The following is a 20,464-nucleotide window of genomic DNA, read 5'->3' as shown; positions in this document are numbered from 1 at the left end:
CATGAAGCCTGCACGGTGGGCATCAGTCGGCCAGAAGCCGACGGGCGATGATCACCCGCATGATCTCGTTGGTGCCCTCAAGGATCCGGTGCACGCGCGCATCACGCAAATAACGCTCGATCCCGTAATCGGCGATATAGCCGTAGCCGCCATGGAGCTGCAGCGCGCGGTCGACGATCTGAAAGCAGACGTCGGTGGCGAAGCGCTTGGCCATGGCACAGGCGACGGTAGCGTCCGGAGCGCCCGCGTCGAGCTTGGCCGCGGCGCACCAGGTCATGAGGCGCGCCGCCTCGAGCTCGGTCGCCATGTCGGCGAGCTGGAACTGGGTGTTCTGGAACTCGGCGATGGCGCGGCCGAACTGCCGGCGCTCCTTCGCGTAGGCGATCGTCCGCTCGAGACAGGCGCGCGCGGCGCCGAGCGAGCAGGCGGCGATGTTGATCCGTCCGCCGTCGAGCGCCCGCATGGCGATCTTGAAGCCGTCGCCCTCCTGGCCCAGCCGGTTCGCCACGGGCACCCGGCAGTCGGCGAAGCTCACGACGGCGGTGGGCTGGGAGTGCCAGCCCATCTTCTTTTCCTGCTTGCCGAAGCTCAAGCCCTCGGTGCCGTTCTCGACCACGACCGTGCTGATCCCGCCCGGGCCCTCGCCACCGGTGCGGCACATGACGACATAGAGGTCGCTAGCACCACCGCCCGAGATGAAAGCCTTGCTGCCGTCGAGAACGTAAGCGCCGGCCCCGTCGGGGCGTGCCGTGGTGCGCAGGGACGCGGCGTCCGAGCCCGCGCCCGGCTCGGTCAGGCAGTAGCTCGCGAGCCGTTGCATGGCGCAGAGATCGGGCAGCCAGCGCCGGCGCTGCTCCTCGTCGCCGAACGTGTCGATCATCCAGGCGACCATGTTGTGGATCGAGATGAAGGCCGCGGTCGAGGTGCAGCCTGCGGCGAGTTCCTCGAACAGGATCGCGGCGTCGAGCCGGCCGAGCCCGGTGCCGCCCACGTCCTCGCGCACATAGATGCCAGCAAAGCCGAGCCCGGCGGCCTTGCGCAGGGTCTCGACCGGAAAGACGTGATGCTCGTCCCATGCCGCGGCGTGCGGGGCCAGCTCCTCGGCAGCGAAGCTGCGCGCCATCTCCTGGATCGCGCGCTGGTCCTGGCTCAGCTCGAAGTCCACGTCCGTCGTTCCCGATCGTTGCCGTTCACATTGACGCGCGTGCCACGGTGGTAAGCACGGGTATACGGGCCGTCAATGCGGCCGGCGGCCGGACCCGCGGCGGGAGCGCGCGTTGCATCTCGCGGGTGCGACCTTTAGAAGCAAGGCTCAACCCGTTCTTCGCAGCAGACCACGGAGGCAGGCGGTGAGCCAGCCCATCCATCTCGTCCAGCCGGCGCCTTTCCCGAGAAACCGCATGCGCCGCCTGCGCCAGCACGGCTGGAGCCGCAGGCTGGTGGCCGAGCACCGGCTGGACGCTTCCGACCTGATCCAGCCTCTGTTCGTCCTGGAGGGCCGGAACCAGCGCGAGCCCGTGCCCTCGATGCCGGGGGTGGAGCGCCTCTCGGTCGATCTGCTCCTGCCCGTGGCCGAGCGTGCGGTCGAGCTCGGCATCCCGGCGCTGGCGCTGTTCCCGGTGACACCGCTCGAGTGCAAGAGCGAGGGTGGCGAGGAGGCCTGGAACGACGACAACCTGATGTGCCGGGCGATCCGGGCGATCAAGCGCGCGTTCCCGGAGATCGGCCTCGTCGGCGACGTGGCGCTCGATCCCTACACGACCCACGGCCAGGACGGCCTCGTGCGCGACGGGGTGATCCTCAACGACGAGACCATCGTGGCCCTGGTACGGCAGGCGACCTGCCTCGCCGCCGCCGGCTGCGACGTGGTGGCCCCGTCCGACATGATGGACGGCCGCATCGGCGCCATCCGGGCCGGGCTCGACGAGGCCGGCTTCGAGAACACGCTGATCTGTTCCTATGCCGCGAAATATGCGAGCGCCTTCTACGGGCCGTTCCGCGACGCGGTGGGCTCGGCCAGGAATCTCGGCAAGGCCGACAAGAAGACCTACCAGATGGACCCGGCCAACACGGCGGAGGCCTTGCGCGAGGTGGCGCTCGACATCGCCGAGGCCGCGGACATGGTGATGATCAAGCCGGGCCTGCCCTATCTCGACGTGATCCGCCGGGTGAAGGACGCGTTCCAGGTCCCCACCCTCGCCTATCACGTCTCGGGCGAGTACGCGATGATCAAGGCCGCGGCCGAGCGCGGCTGGCTCGACGGCGAGGCGGCGATGCAGGAGAGCCTGATCGCCTTCAAGCGCGCCGGGGCGGATGCGATCCTGACCTATGCGGCGCTTGAGACCGCCGAACGGCTGCGTCGCGGCGACTGAAGCGAGCACCCGGTACGATCAAGAAGATACTCGCCCACGGTCGGGCAGGCAGGCCGAGGCACCGGCTCCGGACCGACCGCATTGGATCCGAGCCGCCGGATCGGGCGTTGATGGTCGCGGACAGATTGCCGACGCAGCCTCGAGCTCGGAAGGGATCGCATGGATTGTCTCGTCATCGGCGCCGGCCCAGGCGGGCTCACCGCCGCCATCTACCTGGCACGCTTCCTACGCGATTTTCTCGTCGTCGACGCCGGCAAGAGCCGGGCACTCTGGATCCCTTGCTCGCACAACCATGCCGGCTTCCCGGATGGCATCGAAGGGCCGGAGCTGGTGGCGCGGATGCGCCGGCAGGCCGAGCGCCATGGTGCGAGGATCGAGGAGGGCGAGGTGCGTGCCTTATGGCGGAACGAGGAGGGCGGGTTCACGGCCGATCTCGGCCATGGCCGGATAGTGAGCGCGCGGCGCGTGCTCCTCGCCACCGGTGCCCTGGACCACGAGCCCGATCTGCCCGACCTCGACGCTGCCATCCAACGCGGCTTCGTGCGGCACTGCCCGATCTGCGACGCCTACGAGGTCCGGGGCGAGAAGGTCGCGATCATCGGCTACGGCAAGTGCAGCGTGCGCGAGGTGCTGCTACTCCGCGCCTACACGTCCGATCTCACGCTGCTGACCCTCGGCCGCGGCCTCGAGCTGCCCGACGACGAGCGGGCGCTCTTGCACGAGGCCGGCGTGCGCGTGATCGACGAGCCGGTGGCACGGCTCGGGATCGAAGGGAACCGGATCGTCTCCTGGCACATGGCGGGTGGCGAGGAGCATCGCTTCGACACGCTCTACACGGCGCTGGGCCTGCGCGCGCGCTCGGACCTCGCCATGGCGCTCGGCGCCGCCCACGACGAGGACGGGATGCTGCTCGTGGACGAGCACCAGCGCACGAGCGTCGAGGGCTTGTGGGCGGTCGGCGACGTCGTGAAGGGGCTGGGGCAGATCAGCGTCGCCATGGGCCACGCCGCCGTTGCCGCCACCGACATCAACAACAGCCTCGAGCGCCTGCGGGTACCTCGAGGCGACGAGAGGCGACGGCTCAGAGCCCGAGCCAGCGCGCCACGATCCCGATCTGCTCTTGCGTGTTGAGCGCCGGCGCATGGCCGACACCCGGCAGGCTCACGACCTCGGGCTCAGGCCCGCGCCGCTTCATCTCCTCGATGGTCTCCCGGGTGAGGAGCGGGCTGTCGGCGCCGTGCAGGACGAAGGTGGGGCACGTGATGCGGTCCCACTGCCGCCACATGTCGATGTCGTGCTCGGCGGCTTCGGCGAACGGCTCGCGGATCAGGGGATCGTAGTGCAGCCGCAGACCCTCCTCCGTCTCGCGGCTGCTCGTGACCGCCATGTGGCGCCATTCGGCGTCGCTGAGCTGCCCGAAGCCGGCGTGGATATAGCGCAAGTGCGCTTCGAGTTCGGCGATGTCTTCGAACCTGAGATCGAGCCCGAGATAGGCCCGGATCATGGCGAGCGCCTGCTGCGGCACGAACGGGCCGATGTCGTTGAGGACGAAGCGGCGGATCGGGCTTTTCTCGCTGCTCGCGATCTCGATCCCGATGAGCCCGCCCATGGAGGTGCCGACCCAGTCGACCTCCTTGAGTCCCAGAAGCTCGAGAAAGCGCCGCAAGTGACGGGCATAGACCTTCACGTCGTACTGCGAGGGATCGGGCAGCCAGGAGCTGCCGCCGCGCCCGGCCACGTCGACCGCGAGCACCCGGCGGCCGCGCCCGGCCAGCGCTTCGGCCAGCGTGTCGAAATCGCGCGCGTTGCGGGTGAGCCCGTGGATGCAGACCACGGGTGGCGGAGTGCCGGGATCGCCCCGGTCGAGATAGGAGAGCGTGACGCCGGAAAAGTCGCCGTCGAGCTCGATGGTCTTGTGCTGCATGTCGGAAAAGCCCGTCGCCGAGGGTGCAGACCCCGGCTGCTACCCGATCCGGCACCGCAGCGGAAGGCTCAGCGCGCGGCGCGGGCCGGCACCTCGCCGCGGCTGCTGCCGAGGGAGACGACCTTGCGCCGGACGGTCTCGCGCCAGAGCGTGTAGAGGCCGCTGCCGACCACGAGCGCCATGCCGACGAACAGCACCGGCGCCGGACGGTCGCCGAAGAGCAGGGCGCCGAACAGGATGCCCCAGATCATCTGCGTGTACTGGAAGGGCGCCACCACCACGGCGGGCGCTTCGCGGGTCGCGAGCACGAGCCCGGCCTGGCCGCAGCCCATGAGCAGGCCCGCCAGCGCCAAGAGGCCGAGCTCGCGCCAGGTCGGGAGCACGAAGGTCGCCGGCACCATGGGCGCGGTCACGAGCACGAGGGAGAGGAAGACGACGAGCAGGATCGAGGCGCTGGTCTCGCTGGTGCCGATCTTCCGCAGCGTGATGAGACCGAGAGCACCGGTGAGCGCTGCCAGCGCCGCGAGCAGGTGGCCGAGGCCCAGCGTCGCGAAGTCCGGACGGATCATGACCAGCACGCCCACGAAGCCGACGAGGGCGGCAGCCCAGCGGCGCCAGCCCACCTCCTCGCCCAGGAGCAATGCCGAAAGGCCCGTCACCAGCATCGGGGCCGCGAACAGGATGCCGTAGCCGTCGGCGAGCGGCAGGAGCCCGAAGGCGCGCCAGGCCAGGAGCGAGCCCGTGGCGGTGAGGGCACCACGTAGGATGACCAGCCCCCAGCGACGCGGCAGGAAGGCACGGATGCCGCCCTGCCCCGCCGTCAGCCCGACGACCGGGATCAGCGCGAACAGCGCCAGAGTGAACGCGATCTGGAACACGGAGAACCTGGTGCTGGCCAGCTTGATCACCGCGTCGCCGGTCGAGAAGCAGGCGTAGCAAAGGACGGCGAAGCCTATCCCGCGCACGACGGAGGCGGCGCGGGCGGAGGCGGCAGCGGCGATGGTCATCGGGTCGGGGATCCCGTTCGTGGCTCATCCGACCCGTAGCACTTTTATGGCACCGCAGCGTAAGAAGAATCGCCGCAGCAGCCATGCAGGACGCACCGATCAGAGCTCGGAGAACAGCTCCGTCGAGAGATAGCGCTCCGCCGCGGAGGCCAGGATGACGACGATGCGCTTGCCGGCCATCTCGGGTCTGGACCCGATCTCGAGCGCAGCCGCGACGGTAGCACCCGAAGAGATTCCGGCCGGAATGCCCTCGAGTGCTGCGAGTTGGCGGGCGGTCGAAAACGCGGTCTCGTTGCCGATCCGGATCACCTCGTCGACGAGGCTCAGATCGAGGTTGGCCGGGACGAAGCCGGCACCGATGCCCTGGATCTTGTGCGGGCCGGGCTTGCCGCCCGAGAGCACGGCGCTGTCCTCAGGCTCGACCGCGACGAAGCGGATGGCGGGTGCTCTTTCCTTCAACGCCTGGGCGCAGCCGGTGATGGTGCCGCCCGTGCCCACACCGGCGACGAACACATCGAGCCTGCCGCCGGTGTCGCGCCAGATCTCCTCGGCGGTGGTGCGGCGATGGACGGCGGGGTTCGCCGGATTCTCGAACTGCTGCAGCATGATGGCACCCGGCCGCTCGTCGAGGATGCGTTTGGCGGCGGCGAGCGCGCCGCGCATGCCGAGCGAGGACGGGGTGAGCTCGAGCTCGGCGCCCAGGAGCTTCAGCATCCTGCGCCGCTCGAGCGACATGCTCTCGGGCATGGTAAGGACGAGCCGATAGCCCTTGGCGGCACAGACGTAAGCGAGCGCTATGCCGGTGTTGCCGGAGGTCGGCTCGACGATGGTGCCGCCGGGCTCGAGCTTGCCCGCCCGTTCCGCGGCCTCGACCATGGCGAGCGCGATCCGGTCCTTGACCGAGGACAACGGGTTCAGGAACTCGAGCTTGCACAGGATCTCGGCCTCGCATCCGGCTTCTGCCGGCAGGCGGCCCAGCCGGACGAGCGGCGTGTCGCCGATGGCCTCGCAGATCGAGCCCAGGATGCGCTCCTGCCCGCTCGATTCCCCGCCCGTTTTGTGTGAATGGCGCTCCATGCCGGTTCCCCTTCTGCCGTGCCGTCATCTAAGCACAGCGAACGATAGGGAAAAGCGGGCGGGCCTGCTGTCGGCAGGGCGACGCCGGCCTCAGATGACGAAATCGAAGCTGCGGCGGCCTTCGCTCTCGATCGCCTGCTTCTCGGCCTCGCGGCAGAGGTCCTCGATGCTGACCGCATCGAGCCGGCGCATCAGATCGCGCTCCAGCTCCTCCCAGAAGGGGGCGATCACCTTGGTGCCGAGCGCCGACTCCGAGACGGGACCCTCCTCGCCCACCGGCTCCTCGAGCCCCTGCACGACGCGCACAACCTCGCCCACGCTGATCCGGCGGCGCTCCCGCGCCAGGCGATAGCCGCCCTTGGGCCCGCGCACACCCTTCAGCACGCCCGAGCGGACGAGCTGCTGCAGGACCTGCTCGAGATAGCGGCGAGGCAATCCCAGGCGACGGGCGATGTCCTGGCTCTGCACGGGCTCCGCCCCGCCGTGAAACGCGATGTCCACGACGGCCTCGAGCGCCAGAGCCAGCTTCTTCGACGGCCTGAGCATCGGCCTTGACCTCCTGTCAACGCAACAAGGCGGGGGGCCCGAGCCCGGTCGAGCCGAACCCGCCGACACCACGCGCCGTGCCCTCGTTCTCGAGCGCCCCCTCGTCCCAACCCACACGGACGATCGGGGCCACGACGAGCTGGGCGATGCGCATGGCACGTGTCACCACGAACGATACGTCGCCATGATTGACGAGGATCACCCCGACCTCGCCGCGGTAATCGGGGTCGATCGTGCCGGGGCTGTTGAGGACCGTGACCCCGTACCGGATCGCCAGCCCCGAGCGCGGCCGGACCTGCGCCTCGAAGCCCGGCGGCAGCGCGATGCGTATCCCGGTCGGGACCAGCGCGCGGCGGCCGGGCTCCAGCACGAGCGGCGCCGCCTCGGGCACGGCCGCGAGCAGGTCGAGCCCGGCTGCCTCCTCGGTCGCATAGGCCGGCAGCGGCAGGTCCCGCCCGTGCGGCAGGCGCTCGATCCGGACCCGCAGCGTCTCAGCCATGGTCGGCCTCCCGCGCGAGGTGATCGGCGATGCGGCGAACGAGGCGGCGCGCCACCTCGCGCTTGTCGAGCTCGGGCCAGGCCTCGCTCTCCCCCTCCGCCGTCAGCAGGAGGATGCGGTTGCTCTCCCCGCCGAAGATCCCGCTGCCCGGCGAGACGTCGTTGGCGAGGATCCAGTCGCAGCCCTTGCGCGCGAGCTTGGCTCTAGCCAGAGCCTCGAGATCGCCCGTCTCGGCGGCGAAGCCCACGACGAGCCTGGGCCTTCGCGGATGGCGGGCGAGCGTGCGGAGGATGTCCGGGTTCTCGACCAGCTCGATCACGGGTGCGGCAGCGCCTTCCTCCTTCTTGATCTTGCGTGCAGGTGCGAGCGCCGGCCGCCAGTCGGCCACGGCAGCGGCGCAGACCGCGATGTCGACCGGTAGCGCCGCCTCGACCGCGGCCAGCATCTCCCGTGCCGATTCGATATGAACCGTCGTGACACCTTCGGGATCCGGCTCCTGCACGGGACCGCTCACGAGCGTCACTCGGGCCCCGGCCTCGGCGAGCGCGCGCGCGATGGCGTGCCCCTGCCGGCCGGAGGAGTGGTTCGAGATGTAGCGCACGGGATCGATCGCTTCCCGCGTCGGCCCGCTGGTGACGACGGCGCGCTGGCCCTCGAGCGGCCGCTCCATCGGGTTCAGGATCGCCTCGATCGCGGCCAGGATCTCGTGCGCCTCGGCCATCCGACCCGAGCCGACCTCGCCGCACGCCATGTCGCCGGGGTTGGGACCCACCACCCGGATCCCGTCCTCCCGCAGCCGCGCCATGTTCCGCACCGTGGCCGGATGCGCCCACATCATCGGGTTCATGGCCGGTGCGATCAGGACCGGCTTGTCGGTGGCGAGGAGCAGGGTGGTGGCGAGATCGTCGCCGATGCCCGCCGCCATCTTGGCGATCAGGTTCGCCGTGGCCGGCGCCACGACGACGAGGTCGGCCTCGCGCGACAGCCGGATGTGCCCGATCTCGGCCTCGTCGGTGAGCGAGAACAGCTCCTGGTAGACCTTCTCGCCCGAGAGGCTCGCAAGCGAGAGCGGTGTCACGAACTCCTTGCCGCCTGCGGTCAGAACGCAGCGGAAGGCAAGCCCGCGCTCGCGCCCGCGCCGGACCAGCTCGAGGCACTTGTAAGCGGCGATGCCGCCGCCGACGATCAGCAATATCCTCTTGGGCGACACGACGCTCACCGGAACCGGGGATGGGCTCGCACCCGCCAAGCGCGACCGAGCCGCGCAATGTGTTTCCGCTTAAAATACGATCATTACATGGAATTCAAGCGGCGACGAGCAAGGATTCTCCACATCGCAAGGGCGTGAGGCGAACGCACATCACCCCAGAGTACGTTCCATCGGATCTCCTGCTGGGGATCGATCGGTGGACAGACATGGGCAGTGTCTGTGGACGATGGTGGAAAAGCCGTGGGACACGCGTAGCTGCGCCGCTTCGGCGGCCAGGGTATTTCATGAACCCTTTCAAGGAATTATTATGTTTTCCTAAAAGAATGATTCATCCAACGAGACGGCTCAGCAGGACTCCGAGCGCCACGCCGGTGAGCAGGTAAGCGGGCCAGGACCAAGCCCGGGCGTGGAGCACGACACGGCGCGGACGTCGTGCATCGTCGCCGAGAACGAGGGCCAGGCGTTCGGCTCGTGCGACCAGGGACGGCAGGCGCTGCAGCATGTCGAGCCCGTCGACGACGGCCTGCTGCAGCCGTGCCTCCGGACCGAGATGGTCGCGGATCCAGTTTTCAACCATAGGCTGCGCAAGTTGCCATATGTTGACATTGGGATTGAGCGCCCGGCCGACGCCTTCGGCCACCACCATGGTCTTCTGCAAAAGCACGAGCTCGGGCTGCTGTTCCATCTCGAACTGCTCGGCCACGGCGAGGAGCTGGCCCAGAAGCTTGCCCAGCGAGATCTCGTCGAGCGGCAGGCCCAGAATCGGCTCGCCGACCGCCCGGCAGGCCTGCTGGAAGGCCTGCGGGTCCTGGTGCGCCGGCACGTAGCCTGCACGGAAGAACACCTCGGCGACCCTGGAATAGTCGCGGGTCAGAAAGCCCACGAGGATCTCGGCGAGGTTGCGGCGCGTGGCGAGATCGAGCCGGCCCATGATGCCGAAGTCGAGCGCTACGATGTCGCCGTGCGCATCCACCAGCATGTTGCCGGGATGCATGTCGGCATGGAACAGGCCGTCGCGGAACACCTGGTTGAAGAACACGGCCGCGGCCTTCGCCATGATGCGGTCGGGATCGTGGCCGGCCGCGAGCAGCACCGCACGCTCGTCGATGGGGAGGCCGTGCACGCGCTCGAAGGTGACCACACGCCGGGACGTGCGGCGCCAGTCCACCCTCGGCACGCGAAAGCCCTCGTCGAGGGCGCAGTTGGCCGCGAACTCGGCGGCGGCCGCGGCCTCGAGCCTGAGATCCATCTCGCGCCGCGTGGTGACGGCGAGGGTCAGGACGGTCTCGACGGGACGGTAGCGGCGCAGGCCCGGACGCAGCCGCTCGACCCACTGGGCGAGCCAGAGCAAGAAGTCGAGATCGCGCTCGACCGCGAGCTCGATCCCCGGCCGCAGGATCTTGACCGCAACCTCCTCGCCCTCGGTGGTGACGGCGAAATGGACCTGCGCGATCGAGGCCGCCGCCACGGGCTCGTCGTCGAACGAAGAGAAGAGCGCGGGCAGAGGGCGCTCGAGCTCGGCCTCGATCACGGCTCGCGCCTTCGCGGCCGGGAAGGACGGCAGGCGATCCTGCAGCTCGGAGAGGTCGCGGGCGATCGTCTCGCCCAAAAGATCGCTTCGGACCGCGAGCGACTGGCCGAGCTTGATGAAGGTGGGCCCCAGCTCCTGCAGCGCCCGTGCGAGGCGCTCGCCGGGACGGCCCGGTGCCGCCTTGTTGCCGATGAGCTCGGCGAGACGCAGGACCGGCCGCGGCAGGGGCAGAAGGGCGAGCGGGAAGAGCGCGTTGTGACGGACGAGACAGCGCACGGTCTCGACGAGCCGTACGCCGTTCCTGAGCTCGCGCAGCATCGCGGCTCAAAGACGCCAGCCGGAGTGGATCGCGGCGATCCCGCCCGAGAGGTTGCGCCAGCGCACCTGCTCGAGCCCGGCGTCCTTCAGGAGAGCCGCAAAGGCCGGCTGGTCGGGGAAGCGACGGATGCTCTCGACGAGGTAGCGGTAGCTCGCCTCGTCGCGCGCGACGAGCCTGCCCAGGAGCGGCACGACGTTGAACGAGTAGGCGTCGTAGAGGCGGTCGAGGAGCGGCAGCACGACCCGCGAGAATTCGAGGCACAAGAAGCGCCCCCCCGGTCTCAGCACACGCCGCGCCTCGGCCAGAGCCTTGTCGAGATGGGTCACGTTGCGGATGCCGAACGCGATCGTGTAGGCATCGAACGATCGGTCCGGGAACGGCAGCGCCATGGCGTCGCCCGTCACCCAGTCGATCTCGCCGAGCCAGCCGGCATCGAGCGCCCGGTCGCGGCCCACGGCCAGCATGGCGTCGTTGATGTCGCACAACGTGACCCTGGCCTCGCCGTCGACGCGCGCAAGAAAGCGCATGGCGATGTCGCCCGTGCCGCCCGCGACGTCGACGAGATGCATGCCGCGCCGGGGCGCCAGCCAGTCGAGCAGGGCCTCCTTCCACAGGCGGTGAATGCCGCCGCTCATGAGGTCGTTCATGAGGTCGTAGCGCGAGGCGACGCGGCGGAACACCTCGCGGACCTTCGCGGACTTTTCCTCGGGCTCGACCTCCTCGTAGCCGAAGGACCGCGCCAGCCGGAGGGCGGCGGCCTTGGCGGGATCGGTGTCGGTGCCGGAGGGCGATGCCGGGCTTGCGGCTTGGGGCTCGCTCATGCAGATAGCGGCGCTCGTCTTGGCTGGTATCGGTGCGGTGTTGTAGGTGCTCGCGTGCCCCCCGGCAACCGCCCCGGTCGATCTGGGAACCCCGCTCATGCCCGAGCTGCCGGAAGTCGAGACCACGATGCGCGCCCTCGGTGCGCGCCTCGTCGGACGCCGGATCGAGCGCCTCGTCCAGCGCCGACCCGACCTTCGCTTTCCCCTGCCCGAGCATCTGGAGGCGCGGCTCGTCGGCCGCACGGTCGAGGGCTTCTCCCGGCGTGCCAAGTACATCCAGTGCTTCCTCGAGGGTGGCCTCGCCCTGCTGCTCCATCTCGGCATGTCGGGCCGGCTCCTGTTCGACGGCGAGCCGCGCGGGGCGCACGAGCACCTCACCTTCGGCTTCGACGACGGCACCACCTTGCGCTTCGTCGACCCGCGCCGCTTCGGCATGCTGGATCTGGTCCCGGCGGCGGATCTCGCCGCGCACCGGTGGCTCGTGCATCTCGGCCTCGAGCCGCTCGATCCGGGCTTCGACGGCGCGGCCCTGGGCCGGGCGCTCGCCGGCCGGCGGACCGCGCTCAAGCCGGCACTCATGGACCAGCGGCGCGTCGTCGGGGTCGGCAATATCTACGCGAGCGAGAGCCTGTTCCGGGCGGGCCTGAGCCCGTCCCGCCCGGCCGGCAGCCTCGAGGAGGCCGAGGCGGAGCGCCTCGCCGGCGCGATCCGAGAGGTGCTGCTCGAGGCGATCGAGGCAGGAGGCTCTTCTTTACGCGACTACGTTCAGGCCGACGGCGAACTCGGCAACTTCCAGCGCAACTTCCGAGTCTACGATCGCGCCGGCGCGCCCTGCCCGCGCTGCGGCCGTGCCATCGAGCGGATCGTGCAGGGTGCACGCGCCACCTTCTGGTGCCGGGACTGCCAGCGCTGAAGAGGGCGGCTCCGGCGATCCTCGCCCGCGATTGCCTCTGGACGGCTGCCCGCTCCCTGGTGTTTAACCCCGCGCGCCGCGGTGGTGCGCTTGGTGCAGTGCAGCGCGGCTCACTCAAGAACCGGAAGCCGGCTCGTGGACGATACCGGCTCTGGGGAGTTGCATGCATGGCTTACGAGACCATTCTCGTCGAGCGCCGCGGACGGGTCGGCCTCGTCACCCTGAACCGCCCGAAGGCGCTGAATGCGCTGAACGCCCAGCTCATCCGGGAGCTCGAGGAAGCGCTCTCGGACTTCGACCGTGATTCCGAGATCGCTGCCATGGTGATCACGGGCTCGGAAAAGGCGTTCGCCGCCGGTGCCGACATCAAAGAGATGATGGAGAAGGACTTCGCGCAGGCCTTCTCGAGCGACTTCATCGCCCCGTGGGCCAAGATCGCCCAGCACAGGAAGCCCGTCATCGCCGCGGTCGCAGGCTATGCCTTGGGTGGCGGCTGCGAGCTTGCCATGATGTGCGACATCATCCTCGCTGCGGACAACGCGAAGTTCGGCCAGCCAGAAATCAACCTCGGCACGATTCCGGGAGCCGGCGGCACGCAACGGCTGACCCGCGCCATCGGCAAGTCCAAGGCCATGGAAATGGTGCTCACCGGCCGGATGATGGATGCTGCAGAGGCCGAGCGCTCGGGCCTCGTCGCCCGCGTGGTGCCTTTGGCCGATCTCGTCGACGAGGCGGTTCGGCTCGGAGAGACGATCGCGAGCAAGTCGCAGCCGATCGTCGCGATGGCGAAGGACATGGTGAATGCCGCCTACGAGATGACGCTGGCCGAAGGCCTCAAGCTCGAGCGGCGCGTGTTCTATTCCACCTTCGCAACTGCAGACCGGCGCGAGGGCATGACCGCGTTCGCCGAGAAGCGCAGCCCGAACTTCACCCATCGCTGAAGCCGAAAGCCGCCCCAACCACGGCCCAGCGCGCCACGTTGACGGCGCCGAGAACCGGCGCTATACGGCGCGCTCGCACTTTTTGATGAGAGGTTTGCCTTGGCGCATCATCGTTCCGCGAAGAAGCGCATCCGTCAGACGGCCAAGCGGACGGCCATCAACCGTAGCCGGATGAGCCGGATCAAGACCTTCGTCCGCAAGGTCGAGGATGCCCTCGCGAAGGGTGACCACGAGGCTGCGCGCACCGCGTTCGCCGCCGCCGAGCCGGAGATCCGTCGGGGTGTCACCAAGGGCGTGCTGCACCTCAACACTGCTTCGCGCAAGATCTCGCGCCTGTCCCGCCGGGTGAAGGCGCTCGCGACGGCAGCACCTGCCGCCCAGGTCTGAGCAGGCCGCGCCGCTGGGAGGCGGCGCTTCTCCCTGTCGTGCGTCGATGATCGCGCTGGTCGTGCGAACGGCCGGCGCTTTTCTCGTGCGACCGGCGGCCGCAGCAAGAAAGCCGCGCAACCTCTCTCAACCATAAAGCAACATGACGCGTTCTCCGTTCGATCCCCTTGCCAGCGGCTGAGCCTCGCATTACTCTCCGCACCTGCGCTGCCGCCTGCGGCGGTCTGCTTCCATTAGATCCAGCGACTTGCCGCTGCCAGTAAGATGCACCTATGTATTCTCGAATACATACGTACATCGCCGTTCGTTCTTGTCGTGCAAAAGTTGTGCTGGAAAGTTGCAGTGGTGTGACGGGCAAGTGATCATGCGATGGCTCGGTAGGTAGATGGAAACAAGTCTATCGCGGCCCTGGGTCGGCGCGGGTCACGGTCGGTCACGGGGCGTGAGGGTGTCGCCGCAAGAAAAGGCGGAGTCCGAGGTGCGAATGGTCCTCCCGCAGTCGAGCGAGATCGAGCAGCAATGGAGCCAGGTCCGCGGCCTTCTGCGTGCGGAAGTGGGCGACACTGCCTACTCGACCTGGCTGAAGCCGCTCGATCTGGCCTGCGTGGACGGTGACCGCGTCGTGATCGCCGTGCCCACCCAGTTCATGCGCGACTGGGTGGTGGCCCATTATGCGGACCGCATCCGGGGCTTGTGGACTTCGATCAACCCGAACGTCCGCTCGATCGCGCTGAACGTCCGCCCGGCGGCCGCGGCCAACAGCGCGCAGGCCAATCCGGCCGCCATGCCGGCGGCGCCGGCGGTGATCCGCCCGGCCGAGCAGGCGGAAGCCGCGCCTGCGAGCGATGCCGCAGCGCTCGAGGAGCTGGGTGCGCGTCTCGACCCGCGCTTCACCTTCGAGACCTTCGTCGTCGGCAAACCCAACGAGTTCGCGGTGGCGGCAGCCGAGCGGGTCGCCTCCTCGCCGAAGCCCCCCTTCAATCCTCTTTTCCTCTACGGCGGCGTGGGCCTGGGCAAAACCCATCTCATGCACGCCATCGCCCATCGGGTGAAGCAGCTCGATCCCAACCGACGGGTGGTCTATCTCTCCGCCGAGAAGTTCATGTACCAGTTCGTGCGGGCGCTCCGCTCGAAGGACACCATGAGCTTCAAAGAGCTGTTCCGTTCGGTCGACCTCCTCATGGTCGATGACGTGCAGTTCATCAGCGGCAAGGACAGCACACAGGAGGAGTTCTTCCACACCTTCAACACGCTCGTGGATCGTGGCCGGCAGATCGTGATCTCGGCCGACCGCAGCCCGTCCGACCTCTCGGGCCTGGAAGAGCGCATCCGCTCGCGTCTGGGCTGGGGTCTGGTCGCGGATATCCACCCCACGACCTACGAGCTGCGCCTCGGGATTCTCCAGGCCAAGGCCGAGCAGCTCCGGGTCGAGATCCCGCTGCGCGTGCTCGAGTTCCTCGCGAGCCGCATCACGAGCAACGTGCGCGAGCTCGAGGGCGCCTTGAACCGCATCGTGCACCAGGCGAGCCTGGTGCAGAAGCCGATCTCGATCGACATGGCGCAGGAGGTCTTGAAAGACCTCCTGCGCGCGAACGACCGCCGGGTCACTATCGAGGAGATCCAGAAGGCAGTCGTGGAACATTACAATATACGTATGGCCGACATGACCTCGGCCCGCCGCAGCCGTGCGGTGGCGCGGCCGCGACAGGTGGCGATGTATCTCGCCAAGCAGCTCACGCCGCGCTCGCTGCCCGAGATCGGCAAGAAGTTCGGCGGCCGCGACCACACCACGGTGATGCACGCCGTACGGCAGATCGAGCGCCTCGCGGCCGAGGACCGCTCGATCGCCGACGATCTGGAAGCGCTCAAGCGCAAGCTACAGGGCTGATCGCAAGCATGGGCCGGGCGGCGCCCCGAGAGGCGCGCCGCGCGCACGAAAACTGTCGCTGTGCCGGCATTTTTGCTAGCGTGCGCGTCCCAACTTCGCCGGGGGTGGCGTGGCGCCGCCGGCGGCTGACGGATCGATATTGCCCATGAAGCTAACGATCGAGCGCGCGGCTCTCTTGCGGTCGCTTACGCACGTTCAGAACGTCGTCGAGCGCCGGACGACCATCCCCATCCTGTCGAACGTCAAGCTCGTCGCCGAGAAGGGACGGCTCGGGCTCACCGCCACCGACATGGACCTCTCGCTCGTGGCGCACGAGCCGGCGCAGGTCGGCAAGGGCGGCACCACCACCGTGGCGGCGCATACGCTGTTCGACATCGTGCGCAAGCTCCCAGAGGGCAGCGAGGTCGGGATCGAGCAGAACGGATCGGGCGGCGAGGTCACGATCCGGGCCGCGCGCTCGGTGTTCAACCTGCCGACCCTTCCGGCCGACGAGTTCCCGGCGATCGGCGAGGAGCAGCTCGGCGTGCGCTTCACCATGCCGGCGAGCGATCTCGCGAAGCTGATCGACAAGACCCGTTTTGCGATCTCGACCGAGGAGACGCGCTATTATCTGAATGGCATCCATGTCCACGCCACCAAGGCGGGGGCCACGAGCATGCTGCGCGGGGTCGCGACCGACGGCCATCGCTTGGCCAGGGTCGAGGTGCCGCTGCCGCAAGGGGCGGAGCAGATCCCGCCCATCATCGTCCCGCGCAAGACCGTGGGCGAGATCAGGAAGCTCATCGACAGCATCGGCGGCGAGGTCGAGGTCAGCGTGTCGCCGACCCGCATCCAGTTCACTCTCGAACGCGCCGTCCTGGTCTCGCGCCTCATCGACGGCACCTTCCCGGACTACGAGCGGGTGATCCCGACCGGCAACGAGAAGGTGGCGCTGTTCGACACCAAGCAGTTCAGCGAGGCCGTGGACCGTGTCGCCACCATCTCGACCGAGAAGGCGCGGGCGGTGAAGCTCAGCTTCGATCGCAGCACGGTCACGATCAGCGCCGTCAGCGCCGAGACCGGCCGCGCCATCGAGGAGATCGATGCGGAATATTCGGGCGACGCCCTCGAAATCGGCTTCAACGCTCGCTATATCCTGGACATGCTTCAGGAAATCGACGGCGAGAAGGTGCGCTTCGAGATGGCGAGCGCAGCCGCTCCTACCGTGGTGCGCGATCCGGGCGACAGCAGCACGCTCTACGTGCTGATGCCCATGCGGGTATGACGCTCTCTGCTCTGTCCCGCCGAGAGGCGGGGGCCAGCGCCCAGCCGGCCCGAGCGCTCGCGATCAGGCGCCTCGAGCTCGAGAACTTTCGCAACTACCGCCAGCTCCGGCTCGAGCTGGGGGCGAGTCCGGTCATCCTCCATGGCGAGAACGGTGCCGGCAAGACCAACCTGCTCGAGGCGGTATCGCTCCTGACGCCGGGGCGCGGCCTGCGGCGCGCCAGGCTGGCCGATCTCGACCGCGAGGGCGGCAGCGGCTCCTGGCACATCGACAGCCTCGTCGACGGCCATGCCGGCCCGGCGGAGATCGCGACCGCGCGCGATCCCGAAGCCGAGCGTCGTACCGTCGAGGTCGACGGCCAGGCGCTGCGCAGCCAGACGGGGCTGGGCGAGTTCTTGAGCCTGGTCTGGCTCACGCCCGCCATGGACCGGCTGTTCAGCGAGGGCGCGAGCGGCCGCCGCCGCTTCCTCGACCGGCTCGTGCTCGCGATCGATCCAGAGCACGCGACGAGGGTGGCGGCGTTCGAGCGTGCCCTGCGCGAGCGCTCGCATCTGTTGCGCGCCGGCCGGCGCGATCCGGCCTGGCTCGCTGCGATCGAGCAGCGCATGGCCGAGTCGGCCGTTGCCGTCGCCGCTGCCCGCCGCGAGCTCGTCCACGACCTCGATGCGGCGCTCCGCGATGCCCCTTACCCTTTCCCCCGCCCGCGTCTGGCGCTGGAGGGCGAGGTCGAAAGCTGGCTCGGCACCATGCCGGCCCTCGAGGCCGAGCAGCGTCTCGTGAACGCGCTCGCGAGCAGCCGCGCGCAGGATGCCGAGACCGGCGGTGCTGCCGTGGGCCCGCACCGGAGCGACCTCGTGGCCAGCGATGCGTTCCGCGGCGAGCCCGCCCAGCGCTCCTCGACCGGCCGGCAGAAGGCCTTCCTGATCAGCATCGTCCTGGCCGAGGCCCGGCTGCGGCAGGCACGTCACGGCGATCTGCCGATCCTTCTCCTCGACGAGGTCACCGCCCATCTCGACCCGCGGCGCCGTGCCGAGCTGCTCGCGGCCCTCGTCGATCTCGGTGCCCAGGCCTGGCTCACCGGCACCGACGCCCATCTGTTCGCGCCGCTCGCGAAGGCGGCGCAGATGTTTCATGTCGTCAACGGAGCGCTGACGCCCCATGAGTGAACCCTTGATGCAGAGCGAGCCCGTCTACGACGCGCGTTCGATCCAGGTGCTCGAAGGCCTCGAGGCCGTGCGGATGCGCCCCGGCATGTATATCGGCGATACCGACGACGGCTCCGGCCTGCACCACATGGTGTTCGAGGTGGTGGACAACGCCATCGACGAGGCGCTGGCCGGCTACGCCGACACGGTCGAGGTCACGATCAATCCCGACGGCTCGGTGACGGTCGCCGACAACGGCCGCGGCATCCCGGTCGACATCCACGAGGGCGAGGGTGTCTCGGCGGCGCAGGTGATCATGACCGTGCTGCACGCCGGCGGCAAGTTCAACCAGAACTCCTACAAGGTCTCGGGCGGGCTGCACGGCGTCGGCGTCTCGGTCGTGAACGCGCTCTCGGACTGGCTCGATCTCCGTATCTGGCGCGACGGCCACGAGCACTTCATGCGCTTCGAGAACGGCGGCGAGCCCGTGGCACCGCTCGCCGTGGTGGGAGCGCAGAACGGCAGGCGCGGCACCGAGATCACCTTCATGCCCTCGATCAAGGTGTTCTCGCAGACCGAGTTCAGCTATCAGACGCTCGAGCATCGCCTGCGCGAGCTCGCCTTCCTCAATTCCGGCGTGCGCATCACCCTCACCGACCGCCGCGTCGAGCCCACGAAGCAGGAGGTGATGCATTACGAGGGCGGGGTCGAAGCCTTCGTCCGCTATCTCGACCGCGCGAAGCAGCCTTTGCATGCGCCGATCGTGATCGGGGCCGAGCGCGACCGGATCGCGGTCGATGTGGCCTTGCAGTGGAACGACGGCTACCACGAGACCACGCTCTGCTTCACGAACAACATCCCGCAACGCGACGGCGGCACCCACCTCATGGGCTTTCGCGCCGCGCTGACGCGCGCTCTCAACAAGTACGCCGAGGACAGTGGTATCCTGAAGCGGGACAAGGTGGCGCTCACCGGCGAGGACATGCGCGAAGGCCTTACCTGCGTGCTCTCGGTCAAGATGCCGGACCCCAAGTTCTCCTCGCAGACCAAGGACAAGCTGGTGAGCTCGGAGGTCACCCCGGTCGTCTCGAGCGTGGTCGGCGATGCCCTCGCCCGCTGGTTCGAGACTCATCCGGCCGAAGCCAAGCTCATCGTCGGCAAAGTGGTCGAGGCCGCGACCGCGCGCGAGGCCGCGCGCCGGGCGCGCGAGCTCACCCGCAGGAAGGGCGCCCTCGACGTCGCCAATCTCCCGGGCAAGCTCGCCGACTGCCAGGAGCGGGACGCCGCGAAGGCCGAACTGTTCATCGTCGAGGGCGACAGCGCCGGCGGCTCGGCCAAGCAGGGCCGCGACCGCAGCTTCCAGGCGATCCTGCCCTTGCGCGGCAAGATCCTGAACGTCGAGCGTGCCCGGCTCGACAAGGTCCTGGGCAGCCAGGAGATCGGCACGCTGATCACCGCGCTCGGCACGGGCGTCCGCGACGACTTCGACATCTCGAAGCTGCGCTACCACCGCATCGTCATCATGACCGATGCCGACGTGGACGGCTCGCACATCAGGACCCTGCTCCTGACCTTCTTCTACCGTCACCTGCCGCAGATCATCGAGCACGGCCATCTCTACATCGCCCAGCCGCCGCTCTATCGGGTCAAGCGCGGCCAGAAGGAGCGCTACCTCAAGGACGACGCAGCGCTCGAGGCCTTCCTCATCGCCGAGAGCCTCGAGGAATGCACGCTCGTCACCGCCGGTGGCGAGACCATCGCCGGGGAACGGCTGCAGGCCCTGGTCGAGCAGGCCCGCACCTGCCGCACGCTGCTCTCGCATCTTGCGCGGCGACTGCCGATCGAGCTGGTCGAGGCCGTCGCCATGGCCGGTGGCTTCGCCGAGCACGCACTCGACGATCCGGCGGCAGCGCTCGAGCTCGCCCAGCGCACGGCCCGGATGCTGAGCAGCGCCGGTAAGGGGAGCTGGCAGGCGCACCGTGCCGAGACGGGCGAGCTGGTCTTCATCCAGGTGAAGGGCGAGCGCCGCGAGCGGCACCGCCTCGATCCCAGCCTCGCCCGCAGCCCCGATGCGCGTCGTGCTGCCCAGATCCTGGCCGAGATCGGCACCATGCTCACGGCCGGCGCCGTGCTCGCGCGCAAGGAGCAGACGCTCCCGATCACGGGTCCCGTGGGCCTCGTCGAGGCTCTGTTCCAGCTCGGCCGCAAAGGGCTCGCGATCCAGCGCTACAAGGGCCTGGGCGAGATGAACCCGGAGCAGCTCTGGGAGACCACTCTCGATCCCGAGAAGCGCACGCTCCTTCAGGTCAAGATCAACCAGGCGGATCAGGCCAACGAGATCTTCGAGACGCTCATGGGCGACGTGGTCGACCCCCGACGCGAGTTCATCCAGGAGAACGCGCTCAAGGTGGTCAATCTCGACGTGTGACGAGCACGGAACCTCGGGGCCCGCGGAAAGTCGTAGGCGCTGCGGTCTCCTTGATGGTTGGCAGATGATGAAGGGCAGCGTATCTAGGGCAGAATGACGAGCCCGAGGTGCGGGACCATGCCTGCAGCGCGAATCGGCATGGTCCGAGCCCCTACCATCGCGACGCACGCTGCCCGTCTCTCCGGTCCCTCG

At 68.8% G+C, this 20,464-nt stretch carries 18 protein-coding genes; 9 read left to right on the top strand and 9 right to left on the bottom strand.

From position 1 onward, the window contains the following. Positions 1-22: 22 nt before the first annotated feature. A complete protein-coding gene (locus U1T56_RS07285; protein ID WP_418158788.1) occupies positions 23-1,165 on the bottom strand; it encodes an acyl-CoA dehydrogenase family protein in 1,143 nt (380 codons plus the stop codon). 184 nt (positions 1,166-1,349) lie between these two features. On the opposite strand from U1T56_RS07285, the gene hemB reads away from it, so the two are divergent. Next, a complete protein-coding gene (gene hemB / locus U1T56_RS07280; RefSeq protein ID WP_418158787.1) occupies positions 1,350-2,372 on the top strand; it encodes a porphobilinogen synthase in 1,023 nt (340 codons plus the stop codon). 159 nt (positions 2,373-2,531) lie between these two features. Next, entirely contained in the window at positions 2,532-3,503 is a 972-nt protein-coding gene (locus U1T56_RS07275) for an NAD(P)/FAD-dependent oxidoreductase (RefSeq protein WP_418158786.1), read from the top strand. Here the strand turns inward: U1T56_RS07275 and U1T56_RS07270 are convergent. From U1T56_RS07270 to ubiE, 8 genes are all read right to left on the bottom strand, one after another. After that, positions 3,454-4,296 (bottom strand): alpha/beta fold hydrolase, encoded by an 843-nt coding sequence (locus tag U1T56_RS07270; RefSeq protein WP_418158785.1) that lies wholly within the window; start codon positions 4,294-4,296, stop codon positions 3,454-3,456. The genes U1T56_RS07275 and U1T56_RS07270 overlap by 50 nt on opposite strands. A 68-nt stretch (positions 4,297-4,364) precedes the next feature. Beyond that, the gene (locus U1T56_RS07265; RefSeq protein WP_418158784.1) at positions 4,365-5,303 is read right to left on the bottom strand and encodes a DMT family transporter; all 939 of its coding nucleotides are present in this window, start codon (positions 5,301-5,303) and stop codon (positions 4,365-4,367) included. A gap of 99 nt (positions 5,304-5,402) precedes the next feature. After that, positions 5,403-6,380, bottom strand: coding sequence for a cysteine synthase A (cysK, locus tag U1T56_RS07260; RefSeq protein WP_418158783.1), 978 nt, complete (start codon positions 6,378-6,380; stop codon positions 5,403-5,405). 90 nt (positions 6,381-6,470) lie between these two features. Then, the gene (locus U1T56_RS07255; RefSeq protein ID WP_418158782.1) at positions 6,471-6,926 is read right to left on the bottom strand and encodes an RrF2 family transcriptional regulator; all 456 of its coding nucleotides are present in this window, start codon (positions 6,924-6,926) and stop codon (positions 6,471-6,473) included. A gap of 16 nt (positions 6,927-6,942) precedes the next feature. Next, complete coding sequence (gene dut / locus U1T56_RS07250) at positions 6,943-7,425, bottom strand: dUTP diphosphatase (RefSeq protein ID WP_418158781.1); 483 nt, start codon at positions 7,423-7,425, stop codon at positions 6,943-6,945. After that, positions 7,418-8,635 carry a bifunctional phosphopantothenoylcysteine decarboxylase/phosphopantothenate--cysteine ligase CoaBC gene (coaBC, locus tag U1T56_RS07245; RefSeq protein ID WP_418158780.1) on the bottom strand — a complete coding sequence of 406 codons (1,218 nt, stop codon included), beginning with the start codon at positions 8,633-8,635 and terminating at the stop codon, positions 7,418-7,420. The genes dut and coaBC overlap by 8 nt, the downstream gene beginning before the upstream one ends. 328 nt (positions 8,636-8,963) lie before the next feature. Next, positions 8,964-10,484 (bottom strand): 2-polyprenylphenol 6-hydroxylase, encoded by a 1,521-nt coding sequence (ubiB, locus tag U1T56_RS07240; protein WP_418158779.1) that lies wholly within the window; start codon positions 10,482-10,484, stop codon positions 8,964-8,966. 6 nt (positions 10,485-10,490) lie between these two features. Then, on the bottom strand, positions 10,491-11,306 hold the full coding sequence (gene ubiE, locus U1T56_RS07235) for a bifunctional demethylmenaquinone methyltransferase/2-methoxy-6-polyprenyl-1,4-benzoquinol methylase UbiE (protein WP_418158778.1): 816 nt from the start codon (positions 11,304-11,306) through the stop codon (positions 10,491-10,493). 97 nt (positions 11,307-11,403) lie between these two features. Between ubiE and mutM the strand changes: the two genes are divergently transcribed. The 7 genes from mutM to gyrB all read left to right on the top strand — a co-directional run bounded on the left by mutM (position 11,404) and on the right by gyrB (position 20,272). After that, complete coding sequence (gene mutM / locus U1T56_RS07230; RefSeq protein WP_418158777.1) at positions 11,404-12,219, top strand: bifunctional DNA-formamidopyrimidine glycosylase/DNA-(apurinic or apyrimidinic site) lyase; 816 nt, start codon at positions 11,404-11,406, stop codon at positions 12,217-12,219. A 167-nt stretch (positions 12,220-12,386) separates the two neighbouring features. Further along, positions 12,387-13,160 carry an enoyl-CoA hydratase gene (locus tag U1T56_RS07225; RefSeq protein ID WP_418158776.1) on the top strand — a complete coding sequence of 258 codons (774 nt, stop codon included), beginning with the start codon at positions 12,387-12,389 and terminating at the stop codon, positions 13,158-13,160. Between the two features lie 99 nt (positions 13,161-13,259). Beyond that, positions 13,260-13,547, top strand: coding sequence for a 30S ribosomal protein S20 (gene rpsT, locus U1T56_RS07220; protein ID WP_418158775.1), 288 nt, complete (start codon positions 13,260-13,262; stop codon positions 13,545-13,547). Positions 13,548-14,031: 484 nt separating this feature from the next. Beyond that, a complete protein-coding gene (gene dnaA / locus U1T56_RS07215) occupies positions 14,032-15,435 on the top strand; it encodes a chromosomal replication initiator protein DnaA (RefSeq protein ID WP_418158829.1) in 1,404 nt (467 codons plus the stop codon). 145 nt (positions 15,436-15,580) lie between these two features. Further along, positions 15,581-16,699: a DNA polymerase III subunit beta gene (gene dnaN, locus U1T56_RS07210; protein WP_418158774.1), complete on the top strand. Its 1,119-nt coding sequence runs from the start codon at positions 15,581-15,583 to the stop codon at positions 16,697-16,699. Continuing rightward, positions 16,696-17,865: a DNA replication/repair protein RecF gene (gene recF / locus U1T56_RS07205; protein ID WP_418158773.1), complete on the top strand. Its 1,170-nt coding sequence runs from the start codon at positions 16,696-16,698 to the stop codon at positions 17,863-17,865. The genes dnaN and recF overlap by 4 nt, the downstream gene beginning before the upstream one ends. Next, complete coding sequence (gene gyrB, locus U1T56_RS07200; RefSeq protein WP_418158772.1) at positions 17,858-20,272, top strand: DNA topoisomerase (ATP-hydrolyzing) subunit B; 2,415 nt, start codon at positions 17,858-17,860, stop codon at positions 20,270-20,272. The genes recF and gyrB overlap by 8 nt, the downstream gene beginning before the upstream one ends. Positions 20,273-20,464 lie beyond the last annotated feature (192 nt).

This window comes from Benzoatithermus flavus, assembly GCF_037908215.1.
Classification (GTDB): domain Bacteria; phylum Pseudomonadota; class Alphaproteobacteria; order Geminicoccales; family Geminicoccaceae; genus Benzoatithermus; species Benzoatithermus flavus.
This window is presented reverse-complemented; position numbering and strand designations above follow the sequence as displayed.

Coding starts and splice junctions, on each gene's coding strand:
- U1T56_RS07225 (WP_418158776.1), top strand. CDS start 12,387: ATGGCTTACGAGACCATTCTCGTCGAGCGCCGCGGACGGGTCGGCCTC.
- dnaN (WP_418158774.1), top strand. CDS start 15,581: ATGAAGCTAACGATCGAGCGCGCGGCTCTCTTGCGGTCGCTTACGCAC.
- cysK (WP_418158783.1), bottom strand. CDS start 6,380: ATGGAGCGCCATTCACACAAAACGGGCGGGGAATCGAGCGGGCAGGAG.
- dnaA (WP_418158829.1), top strand. CDS start 14,032: ATGGTCCTCCCGCAGTCGAGCGAGATCGAGCAGCAATGGAGCCAGGTC.
- mutM (WP_418158777.1), top strand. CDS start 11,404: ATGCCCGAGCTGCCGGAAGTCGAGACCACGATGCGCGCCCTCGGTGCG.
- ubiB (WP_418158779.1), bottom strand. CDS start 10,484: ATGCTGCGCGAGCTCAGGAACGGCGTACGGCTCGTCGAGACCGTGCGC.
- ubiE (WP_418158778.1), bottom strand. CDS start 11,306: ATGAGCGAGCCCCAAGCCGCAAGCCCGGCATCGCCCTCCGGCACCGAC.
- recF (WP_418158773.1), top strand. CDS start 16,696: ATGACGCTCTCTGCTCTGTCCCGCCGAGAGGCGGGGGCCAGCGCCCAG.
- U1T56_RS07270 (WP_418158785.1), bottom strand. CDS start 4,296: ATGCAGCACAAGACCATCGAGCTCGACGGCGACTTTTCCGGCGTCACG.
- U1T56_RS07275 (WP_418158786.1), top strand. CDS start 2,532: ATGGATTGTCTCGTCATCGGCGCCGGCCCAGGCGGGCTCACCGCCGCC.
- U1T56_RS07265 (WP_418158784.1), bottom strand. CDS start 5,303: ATGACCATCGCCGCTGCCGCCTCCGCCCGCGCCGCCTCCGTCGTGCGC.
- dut (WP_418158781.1), bottom strand. CDS start 7,425: ATGGCTGAGACGCTGCGGGTCCGGATCGAGCGCCTGCCGCACGGGCGG.
- gyrB (WP_418158772.1), top strand. CDS start 17,858: ATGAGTGAACCCTTGATGCAGAGCGAGCCCGTCTACGACGCGCGTTCG.
- U1T56_RS07255 (WP_418158782.1), bottom strand. CDS start 6,926: ATGCTCAGGCCGTCGAAGAAGCTGGCTCTGGCGCTCGAGGCCGTCGTG.